This window comes from Paenibacillus sp. FW507-14B1B (genome assembly GCF_058781425.1).
Map to the genome: position 1 here is coordinate 176,834 of NZ_JBYSWS010000006.1, position 10,750 is coordinate 187,583.

Annotated in this window: 10 protein-coding genes and 2 rRNA genes; 2 read left to right on the forward strand and 10 right to left on the reverse strand. The window is 42.9% G+C overall.

The annotated features are described in order from the left end of the window. Nucleotides 1-48 precede the first annotated feature (48 nt). From AC3WJJ_RS23495 to AC3WJJ_RS23515, 5 genes are all read right to left on the reverse strand, one after another. Entirely contained in the window at nt 49-1,980 is a 1,932-nt protein-coding gene (locus AC3WJJ_RS23495; protein ID WP_492544331.1) for an ABC transporter permease, read from the reverse strand. Next, nucleotides 1,955-2,725: an ABC transporter ATP-binding protein gene (locus AC3WJJ_RS23500; protein ID WP_492544333.1), complete on the reverse strand. Its 771-nt coding sequence runs from the start codon at nt 2,723-2,725 to the stop codon at nt 1,955-1,957. The genes AC3WJJ_RS23495 and AC3WJJ_RS23500 overlap by 26 nt, the downstream gene beginning before the upstream one ends. A 210-nt stretch (nt 2,726-2,935) precedes the next feature. Then, complete coding sequence (locus tag AC3WJJ_RS23505) at nt 2,936-3,922, reverse strand: sensor histidine kinase (RefSeq protein WP_492544335.1); 987 nt, start codon at nt 3,920-3,922, stop codon at nt 2,936-2,938. After that, nucleotides 3,919-4,611 carry a response regulator transcription factor gene (locus AC3WJJ_RS23510; RefSeq protein WP_492544337.1) on the reverse strand — a complete coding sequence of 231 codons (693 nt, stop codon included), beginning with the start codon at nt 4,609-4,611 and terminating at the stop codon, nt 3,919-3,921. The genes AC3WJJ_RS23505 and AC3WJJ_RS23510 overlap by 4 nt, the downstream gene beginning before the upstream one ends. Before the next feature lie 65 nt (nt 4,612-4,676). After that, a complete protein-coding gene (locus AC3WJJ_RS23515) occupies nt 4,677-5,411 on the reverse strand; it encodes an acyl-[acyl-carrier-protein] thioesterase (protein WP_492544339.1) in 735 nt (244 codons plus the stop codon). Nucleotides 5,412-5,609: 198 nt separating this feature from the next. Here AC3WJJ_RS23515 and AC3WJJ_RS23520 point away from each other — a divergent pair, with 198 nt between their 5' ends. Then, on the forward strand, nt 5,610-6,437 hold the full coding sequence (locus AC3WJJ_RS23520) for a MurR/RpiR family transcriptional regulator (RefSeq protein ID WP_492544342.1): 828 nt from the start codon (nt 5,610-5,612) through the stop codon (nt 6,435-6,437). A 68-nt stretch (nt 6,438-6,505) separates the two neighbouring features. Here AC3WJJ_RS23520 and AC3WJJ_RS23525 read toward each other — a convergent pair whose 3' ends face one another. Beyond that, the gene (locus AC3WJJ_RS23525; protein WP_492544344.1) at nt 6,506-7,204 is read right to left on the reverse strand and encodes an N-acetylmannosamine-6-phosphate 2-epimerase; all 699 of its coding nucleotides are present in this window, start codon (nt 7,202-7,204) and stop codon (nt 6,506-6,508) included. Nucleotides 7,205-7,463: 259 nt separating this feature from the next. On the opposite strand from AC3WJJ_RS23525, the gene AC3WJJ_RS23530 reads away from it, so the two are divergent. After that, complete coding sequence (locus tag AC3WJJ_RS23530; protein WP_422659751.1) at nt 7,464-7,721, forward strand: GlsB/YeaQ/YmgE family stress response membrane protein; 258 nt, start codon at nt 7,464-7,466, stop codon at nt 7,719-7,721. Between the two features lie 139 nt (nt 7,722-7,860). On the opposite strand, the gene AC3WJJ_RS23535 is transcribed toward AC3WJJ_RS23530, so the two are convergent. The 4 genes from AC3WJJ_RS23535 to AC3WJJ_RS23550 form a co-directional block, all read right to left on the reverse strand. Then, a complete protein-coding gene (locus AC3WJJ_RS23535) occupies nt 7,861-8,841 on the reverse strand; it encodes a ketoacyl-ACP synthase III (protein WP_492544346.1) in 981 nt (326 codons plus the stop codon). A gap of 169 nt (nt 8,842-9,010) precedes the next feature. Next, nucleotides 9,011-9,631, reverse strand: a complete 621-nt coding sequence (locus AC3WJJ_RS23540) for a hypothetical protein (protein WP_492544348.1) — start codon at nt 9,629-9,631, stop codon at nt 9,011-9,013. A gap of 199 nt (nt 9,632-9,830) precedes the next feature. Then, nucleotides 9,831-9,947 (reverse strand): 5S ribosomal RNA (gene rrf / locus AC3WJJ_RS23545). Between the two features lie 123 nt (nt 9,948-10,070). Then, nucleotides 10,071-10,750, reverse strand: a 23S ribosomal RNA gene (locus tag AC3WJJ_RS23550); the annotation flags it as partial.

The following is a 10,750-nucleotide window of genomic DNA, read 5'->3' on the forward strand; positions in this document are numbered from 1 at the left end:
ATGAGGACGTTGATGTGCTTTTTAGTTTGTCTGAACGATTGTAATAATCTACTCAATGGTCTGGTATAGTCGGTTTAGATAACGCCAACGTGTCACGAAGAAGTAAATGATCTGCACCGTCAGGAAGAAGATAAAGATCTTAACTGTATGCGACAGGATGGAGAAATCCACTAACTGTTGCAGTGCTAGGAATGCAACTCCGCTATGAATGACCGCTATGAGCATCGGAAGGAAGAACATGATGAGAAGTTGCCTTGTAACAACCTTACTCAGTTCACGACGACTTAAGCCAACCTTGGCAATCATTCGGTACTGCTGTTCATCCCTCGATAGATCAGAGTAAAGACGGAAGTAAATAAAGCTAGCTGCAAAGGTAAAGAACACGACTCCAATCAGTCCACTTACCATGAGCAGAATTCCGTTTTGTTGCTGAGCGCTTTTCCATGAAAAATAAAGAGATTCAAAATAATATCCGTAATCATCTGTTTCAACATGGTCAAGCGAGTCGCGTATCGCCTTTGAAACCTCACCCGTATTTTTCCAATCCGCTACTGAGAACGTATAGTATGTCTGGTAGATAACTTCTTCGTCCTTCGCCTTCTCCACCTTATCAAACAAATCGTCAGATACAACGAGAGTATCCCCATAAGAAAGTGGTATAGCGATGAACGTCTCTGCTTTAATCACCTTTACATTTTGCTGTAGCTTTCCACTTACGACCTCAACCTGAGCGTTGTCTATACCGTTCAACTTATTTTTGTTCTTGCCCGATACTGTCCCGGGTGATAAGATCCCTTCACCTTCTGACAGTTGTTCTTCTGAACGCCCTAATCCTCGAAGTAAACTGTTATAGTCAGAGAGTTTAACCAACTTAAGTCCTCTATCATCATAACCAGAAGTAACCGCGGCCTCCCTATAATCAAAACCAGCCTGTTCGAGATGTTGCTTAATCACGTTACGACTCTTCTCAGTAGCCTTCTGATCTTCTCCGTAATTCGTGTACGTAAACGCATAAGGGTTTTCCATAGCAGATAATCCTGGATCACCAATCGATAATGTCGTACCAATGCCAGTAAATGCGGAAGCAGAAATAATGGATACGAGAAAGAACATCACCGCATTATCCTTGATTCGATACAATAGCTCTGAAATCGTAAGAAGATTCGTTCTCCGGAAGAAGAAACTCTGGTTTTTTTGTAACTTTCGAATGAAGAATACACTAAACTGCGTGAACAGAAAATAAGTCCCGAGAATAACAAGCACAACACCACCGAATAACAGTGGCAGTGAGAAGATCTGTAACACCGCAAATATCATGACCATCCCGTAACCGGCTAGAATAAGCAAGACTGCAAGGATAGCTAACCAAGGTGATGCTTTAGGCTGCTGCTTCGGACTCTCCTCTGCTTTTACCAGATCGATCAGTGTACCCTTTCTTAATATGACAGATGAGAATATCGCAATGAGTAGAAATAACACCATATAGGACCCTGCCGTAAGCAATAACGCTTTTCCTGGGAAGTAGAATGGAAGTCCATTATCAACAGCCAGAAGTTTAGAGCTAATCAATAAAATCAACTTCGAGAACACAAATCCAATCCCGATCCCTGTTATGATAGCTGCGACACCAATTAAGATATTCTCAATAAACAACATCCGGTTCAACTGCTTGCGTGACATCCCCAGAATAAGCAGAATTCCGAATTCTTTCTTACGCACTTTAATAAAGGCACCTACCGAATAGAGCAGGAAAAAGAAAGAGAATATAAAGACAATATACTGGGATACCGTCATCCCCATTGTACCGAGCGCGCTAAGTGTTCCGCTGGACGAGACAATTCCGTCTTTCAGATTCGGGTGAAATGCGAGTAGTCCATACGTGAAGAAGATCATTACAGAGAAGGCGCTGCTCAGAAAATGAGCGACATACGTACGCTTGCTACGAAGTACGTTATTAACCGCGAACTGGCGAAAATTCATGTCCTGTACCTCCCAGTAGCGATAACACGTTGATGATCTTTTGATAAAATGCCGAACGGCTTTCCCCGTAATTTATCTCGTTGTATAGCTGGCCATCTTTAATGAACACAACCCGGTCACAATAACTTGCCGCTACCGGATCATGTGTAACAAGGAGCATCGTCACCTTATCCTCTTTATTTCTACGCTCCATGATCTCCATAACATCCTGTGCCGCTTTCGAATCCAGGTTTCCTGTAGGCTCATCAGCGAGAATGAGCTTGGGAATATGAATCATAGCCCGAGCCACAGCCGTCCGCTGTGCCTGTCCTCCAGAGATCTCATAGGTCCGCTTGTTAAGAATCGACGTAATGCCAAGCTTCTCAGCCAAAACGCCGACACGCGTGTTCATTTCATTTAGGTCAACACCATCGAGCGCAAGTGGTAGCAGAATATTCTCTTTTACTGTTAACGTGTTAAGAAGGTTAAACGATTGAAATATAAACCCCAGCTCGCGGCGCCGGAACATTGCAAGCTTGTCTTGAGATAATTGAAAAGGGTCTTCTCCACCAATCCGAATCTCCCCTGATGTCGGGCGGTCAATCGTGGATATCAGATTAAGCAGCGTTGTTTTCCCGCTACCTGATGGTCCCATAATTCCAACGAATTCTCCTTCATTGATACTAAGATTAATATCAGAAAGCGCTTCGTGTGACACAGCGGCTTTATACACTTTACCCAGATTACGTACTGATAATATTTCCATTTCCATTACCTCATTTCTCAAAAATCAACTTAACTATCTGCAATCATTGTAAGCCACACCTAACTTCTTCTCCTATCGATCAGACTTTCACGTATCTTACATCGATGTAAGATTTCATGCCTCTTCCCTCATAGAACAAAAAAGAAACCCATTCCTTATCGTAAATTTCAGGGTCTCATCAACCATTTACGTAAGGATAGGTTTCTCTCTCTATGGGTTAAATATAAGCCGGACTACTGTACCTTTACCACGTTCAGACTCCAGTTCAACACGATGATTCAGCTTCTGAGCAACTTCTCTGACCAGATATAAGCCCATTCCTGTCGATTCTTTGTATTTTCTCCCATTCTCTCCGGTATAAAAGGCATTCCATACCCGCGAAAGATCGGACTTTGGTATCCCTATGCCTCGATCCCGAATCTCCAGTCGAACTTCACGTCCATGCGCTGCTCTGGTAGCCGTGATCGTAACCTTTTCTCCACCGCCTGCCGAATATTTAATCGCATTCGATAACAGCTGCAGTACAATGAACCGAAGCCATTTCGCATCCGTCTGCACCACAATATCCTCATCTACAAGCATTTCAGGATACACATGACTATATATAAAATAACGTTTATTCTCATGAATAACGTCTTTCACAAGCTTCTGCAAGGACACAGGCTCAACACTAAAATCTTGTTCGAATGTATCGAGTCTCGACATGTACAGTACCATATCCAGCCCTCGCCTTAGGCGATCGGCCTCCTCCGAGATGCTCTTATAACTCTCGTTATCATCTTCTTGTGTAATCATCTCAATGACGGATAGCGGCGTCTTCATCTGATGGACCCATTGATTCATAAAGGTCATATGCTCTTTCTGTTTTCGCTCCCAATCCATGAGCTGATTCTGATATTGTCGATATTGCTCCTCTAAAAGCTGATTTAATGCGGCTGGAAGTGGCGCAAATTCCTTATGTTTGATCGATTCATTCAGCGACCTCATCGGCTCTGATAACCTCTCGTAGAACCCCCGATGACTGTAGTACCTATACAGCAAATAACCACCAAGTATGAACAGACCGAGAAATATAGCATAAGCAGCAGTGACCGGATGATCATACCCATCGAACCAGAACACCAACAACACCACTAATAGTTCAACTATAGAAAAGATAATTAACGGTAAATGCTCTAGCCAAAATAACTTCTTCATTGCTTCCAGACCGAGTTTAATCGATATCCCGAACCACGCACGGTTTCCAGAGCATCTTCTATCCCTAATTCACCTAATCGTTTACGAACGCGGGTAATATTAACACTAAGCGTATTATCATCTACAAAGGCGTCATCCCACAGCTTCTCGAGAATCGTTTCCCTGCTGACAAGGCGCGGACTGCGACCAAGTAGAATCTCTAATAGTATGGTTTCTTTTTTCGTCAGAGATACCGTCTGTTCGCCTAACTGAAGCTCCATTCTTTCAGGATAAAGTGTAAGCCCATCCTTCTCTACCTTCCGCTCCTCGGAAACAGAAGCATAATCCCCATATACCCGTCTAAGCTGGCTATGGATCTTCGCGATAACAATGTCGTGATGAAACGGTTTGGTTATATAATCGTCTGCCCCATTCTCAAGAGCCCTTAACTGATCCAACGTCCCACTTCTAGCCGAGATAAAAATAATAGGACATGTCGAGACAGACCGAATCATCCTGCACCAATAATATCCATCAAAATTAGGTAAGTTGACATCGAGTAGGACAACATGCGGCTCTATTTCTTGAAACTTTTCAAGCACATGTTCAAAATCACTCACAAGCACACCTTCGTTCCCATACCTAAGAATATACGATTCCAGCAATCCTCCAAGTTTAGGATCATCCTCGACAATCATGACCTTGTACATTCACTCCTGCTCCTTCCACAACACGTAAGGCTGTATCCCGTCTTGTGATAAGCAACCTATGTATGTCATGATTCTATAACGATTGCCGCCTCAAAAAAGTTTGTCCCCGCAGGAGAACCTCCTGTCACGTATATAACACCATTCTCTCCAGAAGAACGTCTCAGTTCCATCTTATCAAGCAGCCTAGCCTCCTGGTGATATGTAATCTTAAATGTTCTGACTTTAATATGCTCTAACTCGTCTAAAGTTAGTGTATCCCAGCATAAATCAGCATATCTGGCGTTATTCAAATGACCATTGCTGTCTAATCCACTGTAGCGAACAGTATGAGAAAAGACATCTTCCAATAAGCTTCCCTCAGGAATGACATGCTTATCCAGTGGTACACCTGTTATTTCATTATGGACAGGCACCTCATAAGGAAATGCTGAAGGTCTTAAAATTTTTCGTTTATGTATATCTACCAATGCCCATACGGAACTTGCTGTCCCTATTTCTTTACCTTCTGCATTAGTAAAGCAGTAATCACGATACCATAGTGCTCCTTTAGAGCCTCTGCTCCACGTTGTAATCTCTATATTGTCCTTATAGCTCGGTAAGCAGGACATATGGACTTCAAGGGTTATGAGCATCCAGCCCATCCCATGCTCGACCATCTGCTCTCTACTAACACCTAGGGATTCAATATGCCCGTCTGCAGCTCGCTGCATGAGGCCTAACACGGAAGACCATCGAAGCACAGATTTATAATCAACTTGATCCGATTCTATCGTTATACATTCAGTCCATTTTGCAGTCATACTTTAAGCATCTCCTTTATTCTAAGCCAAGCCTCAAAATAAGCTCCCAGTTTGTGATTTTACGCCAAAGCGATTCATTTTATCATAACGAATACCAAGCTTCTTTTCAAAATCCCTACCTGGCTTACCTAAAGGTTAAAGAAGCGCTATAATAAATAAACTACAATCATTTCATTAAAAATTAGAAGGTGAACGTTAATGCACCCCAGTGTTTTGGATGAGCTTCAGCTCCAGTATCACAAACTCTCTCATAAGGAGAAAGAAATTGCAGACTATATCGTCCAGCATAAAAGCTCTATACAAAATATTAATATTCGTGAACTAGCAGATCACACACATTCGTCCACCTCAACCATTACCCGGTTCTGCAAAAAGATACAATGTGACAGCTTTGTCGACTTCAAAATCCGTCTGAGTAGAGAAGCCGATAAGCCTTCAGGAGATAACAATAGCTTCACTCAAGTCCAGAACATATACAATGAAATCGTCAATTCTACAGCGGACATGATGCATCAGGAAGATTTCGAGAAGGTCGTTCAGATGATCAAAACGGCAAACCGCGTTCAAGTGTATGGCTTAGGAAGCTCTGGACTATCCGCTCTTGAATTCAAATATCGTCTGATGCGAATGAATATTACGATAGATGCCATGACGGATTCTCATATGATGATCATGAGTGCAGCCCTGTTAAATGAGAATGATCTTATCATTGGACTGTCTAACTCCGGACAAACTACCGAGATTATCGATGCTCTAACCATTGGAAAGAGAAATGGGGCAGCAACGATCAGTATCACGAACTATAAACATACACCGCTAACGGATATTTCCGATATTTCTCTTTATACGCCGAGCCTGCACCGCATGGGGGATACCCAGTTCATCAATAGCCAACTGGCTATAATATACGTGCTCGATGTTTTATCGATGCTGCTTCTGAATGATAAGAGCCTCTTCCAGAAACGTCAGGATACACTCGAGACACTTTACGAAAATTTAAAAAAAGATCTTGAAAACAACAACTGACATAAAAACGGCTTCGCCTCCTTATAAAGGAATGCGAAGCCGTTTTTTATGTGTCAATTCTTAAATAACTAAGACTGAATATGTTTAACAAATCTCTCCGTTATTTGTTGTGGTCTTGTGATAGCACCACCGACAACGACGCAATAGACGCCAACTTCCAGACAACGTTTCGCCATTTCAGGAGTAAGCACATTTCCTTCTGCAACTACCGGTGTTTTAATGGCTTTAATAACATCCTTCAGCAGTTTAAAATCATCGTTATACATCTTCTGTCCTGCTGTATGTTCCGTGTAACCGATCAATGTTGTACCGATCAGATCGAATCCTAGTTCTTCAGCCTTCACAGCCTCATCCACGGTAGAAATATCCGCCATCAGTAGTTGGTCAGGGTACTTCTCTTTAATCTGCTGAATGAGTTCTGGCAGTTCAAGTCCACCTGAACGAACATCAGAGGTTGCATCCATTGCAATAATATCTGACTTAGCCTCGACTAGTTCCTCGATCTCTTTCATGGTTGGTGTAATATACACCTTCGAATCTGGGTAGTCTCTCTTCACAATCCCGATCACTGGCAGATCAACCTTGGATTTAATCTCCTTAATATCCTCAGCGGAATTAGCACGTATTCCTACAGCCCCACCTTCGAGTGCAGCCATTGCCATACGCCCCATTATAAATGAGCTATGAAGAGGTTCATTCTCTAATGCCTGACAAGAAACGATAAGTCCTTTGCCTAAACCAAGTGATTCCAAACGTGGATTAATCATAATAAAGACACTCCCATATAATTTGAAGTTATACACATCATTAACGAAAATCAATTTCAATATTAATATATACCTAGAAAGTCATTTTCGTCAATCGATATATAAAAATATCCATGTTCAGTTCCAGATAGCACGGACTACGCATTTTTACTGAAAGGATACATTTAACTATTTGAGTTCATAACATGGATCTGTTTAAAACCTTCTAGTTTGGTTAATAGTAAAGCACAAGCAAATAAATCATTAAGAGGTGATTGGAATGGGTTTTCTTTGGTCATTAATTGTTGGTGGTATTATTGGATGGATCGCAGGTCTCATCATGGGGCGCGACATTCCAGGTGGTGTCATTGGTAACATTGTTGCCGGCTTTATCGGTGCGTGGCTAGGTGGATTGCTTCTTGGATCTTGGGGTCCAGAAATCGGAGACTTCTACATTGTGCCTGCATTGATCGGTGCTGTAGTACTTGTCTTCATCGTCAGCTTGATTATGGGTTCGATGAGAAAAGGTCGTTCTTAATCAAGTAACCTAAAAATCACAAGAGGACTTGGCCTATATGCCAAAAACCCCTCACGCCTACAGTTTCTGTGTTCTAGTCTTAGAAAAACACAGAACTGTCTGCTTGAGGGGCTTTTGCTATGTTATGTTATACCTTACATTATATCGACCACTTAATGATGGAACCGGCATATGTCATACCTCCGCCAAATCCATATAACATCACTTGATCGCCAGCCTTCAAACGACCATCATCGATTGCTAACTGTAGTGCAAGAGGTATCGAAGCGGCTGATGTATTCCCTCTGAATTCTACACTTGTCAAAGTCCGATCTAAGGTGATGGGGCCTCGCTCACAAATTGCTTCAATCATACGCAGATTAGCGCTATGAGGCGCGAACCAATTCACTTCATCTGCCTGTATATTCGCCTGTTTCAACAACATATTCATGCCTACAGGTACGTTTCGAACAGCCCACTTATAAATTTCACGACCATTCTGAACCAAAGATCCAGGCTTTAGCTCTTGGTCATCCATTTTTTCCGAAAGAGCTGTCTTATATAGATGGATTCCACCCTCACCGAAGGTACCTGATATATTTGCAAGGAATCCTGATTCAGTATCGTCTCTTTCAACTAGGACGGCACCAGCTCCATCTCCAAACAGTATACAAGTCGTTCGATCCGTATAATCTGTAATTTTGGATAGTGTCTCAGATCCAATTACGAGTACTTTACGATACATACCACTAGTAACTAAACCGTCTGCTAGCTGGAGCGCATACACAAACCCAGCACAAGCAGCATTTAGATCGAGTGCCCCCGTACTTTTAATACCCAGTTTCGATTGTACACGAGCGGCTGTGCTTGGAAATGAATATTCAGGTGTGCTAGTGGCCACAAGAATCATATCCACATCATGTACTTCAACACCATACCGTTGCTTCATATCTTTAACAGCATTAATGGCAAGCTCGGAAACATACTGCTCCGGTTCCGCAATACGGCGTTCCCTCATGCCGGTCCGTTGTACAATCCACTCATCACTTGTCTCAACAAGCTTTTCTAGATCAGCATTCGTTAATACCTTGTCCGGAACATATGTCCCAATAGCGGTAATTCTTGATTTGGACTGAGTCACAAGGCACACCTCCATCTTTTCAATCATTATATCATCCAGTGTTAGTACTTGGTACTAATATATGTCTAAAATTTTATTATTTTTAAGGATAACCATTTGGAGAAGTGTAAAAATAGTACCTATCCATATAACAAAATCACCCCCATTCCAATAGGATGAGGGTGACTACCTACAGATTGATGATCTTTACGAATCCTGTCTGCTTTATATAGATGGTCTTATACTTCTTTTGCCCATTACTATCCTTAAACAGTACAATTCTTTTACCTCGATTGTCCTCCATAATCTGTGCACTATAACCGGATAAATTCACTTTTAAGGCTAATGCTTCGTATTCTGGAAGCTTAACAATGGCGTCTGAAATAGAAGACTTTGTCTCCTGAGATGTAGCTGATGATGCGTTCGTATCTTTCTTAATATAGTCATTGAAAATTTGACCACTGCGATAGTCAATGATTTTCAAGCGGCTCTCTTTTTTGATATATACACTTTTGTAGCGATTATGTCCGGTGCCATCCTTTAGCAGTATCACCCGCATGTTCGTATTATCCTCAAGAACTTTTGGATTATAGTTGGCCAATTTGACGTTTTTCGCTAGTGTCTCATATTCAGGAAAACCCTTAATATCTGTTGTTTCAGCAGCCTTCTCTTTTTTGCTGCTCTGAACCAAAGCAGAAGATTGTGCTTTACTTGATGAAGTTGCTTCTATCTGCCCTTCACCGCTTATTGTATGTATTCCTACTGAAACTAACATAGTAACTCCTACTGCTATTGCTAATAATGTCTTCATCTGTAATCTCTCCTTCTGCTGCGAATAGGTAATATAATAAGTATAACGGTGATAAATGAGAAATCCATGAGAGAAAGGAAACAGTTTCATTAAAATGCAAAATGTATCGTAAGCCCGTTACCATATAGACGAAATCAGTTCATAGAGAAGCACAAAAAAACCACTATCGATTGCTCGATAGTGGTTTCTCCGGTTGTTCGCTTGGCGACGTCCTACTCTCCCGGGACCCTTCGGTCCAAGTACCATCGGCGCTGGAAGGCTTAACGGTCGTGTTCGGGATGGGTACGCGTGGAACCCTTCCGCTATCGCCACCAAACGGTTCAAGTGTTTGATCACTTGAAAACTAGATACGAAACAAACTTTGCGATTAGTGCTTCACCGTAACTCACACCGGACCAAAGCAGATGCTTTCGATGCGAGCTTCACGTTGTGAAGCTTGTAGGATAAGCCCTCGACCGATTAGTATTGGTCAGCTCCATGCATTGCTGCACTTCCACCTCCAACCTATCTACCTCGTCGTCTTCAAGGGGTCTTACTAATTGGGAAATCTCATCTTGAGGGGGGCTTCACGCTTAGATGCTTTCAGCGCTTATCCCGTCCATACGTAGCTACCCAGCCATGCTCCTGGCGGAACAACTGGTGCACCAGCGGTATGTCCATCCCGGTCCTCTCGTACTAAGGACAGCTCCTCTCAAATTTCCTACGCCCACGACAGATAGGGACCGAACTGTCTCACGACGTTCTGAACCCAGCTCGCGTACCGCTTTAATGGGCGAACAGCCCAACCCTTGGGACCTACTTCAGCCCCAGGATGCGATGAGCCGACATCGAGGTGCCAAACCTCCCCGTCGATGTGGACTCTTGGGGGAGATAAGCCTGTTATCCCCAGGGTAGCTTTTATCCGTTGAGCGATGGCCCTTCCATGCGGTACCACCGGATCACTAAGCCCGACTTTCGTCCCTGCTCGACTTGTAGGTCTCGCAGTCAAGCTCCCTTATGCCTTTGCACTCTTCGAATGATTTCCAACCATTCTGAGGGAACCTTGGGGCGCCTCCGTTACTCTTTAGGAGGCGACCGCCCCAGTCAAACTGCCCACCAGACACTGTCCCCGCACCGGTT

Bases quoted from the DNA above. Each gene is read 5' to 3' on its own strand.
- AC3WJJ_RS23495 (WP_492544331.1), bottom strand. From the start codon at position 1,980: ATGAATTTTCGCCAGTTCGCGGTTAATAACGTACTTCGTAGCAAGCGT.
- AC3WJJ_RS23500 (WP_492544333.1), bottom strand. From the start codon at position 2,725: ATGGAAATATTATCAGTACGTAATCTGGGTAAAGTGTATAAAGCCGCT.
- AC3WJJ_RS23505 (WP_492544335.1), bottom strand. From the start codon at position 3,922: ATGAAGAAGTTATTTTGGCTAGAGCATTTACCGTTAATTATCTTTTCT.
- AC3WJJ_RS23510 (WP_492544337.1), bottom strand. From the start codon at position 4,611: ATGTACAAGGTCATGATTGTCGAGGATGATCCTAAACTTGGAGGATTG.
- AC3WJJ_RS23515 (WP_492544339.1), bottom strand. From the start codon at position 5,411: ATGACTGCAAAATGGACTGAATGTATAACGATAGAATCGGATCAAGTT.
- AC3WJJ_RS23520 (WP_492544342.1), top strand. From the start codon at position 5,610: ATGCACCCCAGTGTTTTGGATGAGCTTCAGCTCCAGTATCACAAACTC.
- AC3WJJ_RS23525 (WP_492544344.1), bottom strand. From the start codon at position 7,204: ATGATTAATCCACGTTTGGAATCACTTGGTTTAGGCAAAGGACTTATC.
- AC3WJJ_RS23530 (WP_422659751.1), top strand. From the start codon at position 7,464: ATGGGTTTTCTTTGGTCATTAATTGTTGGTGGTATTATTGGATGGATC.
- AC3WJJ_RS23540 (WP_492544348.1), bottom strand. From the start codon at position 9,631: ATGAAGACATTATTAGCAATAGCAGTAGGAGTTACTATGTTAGTTTCA.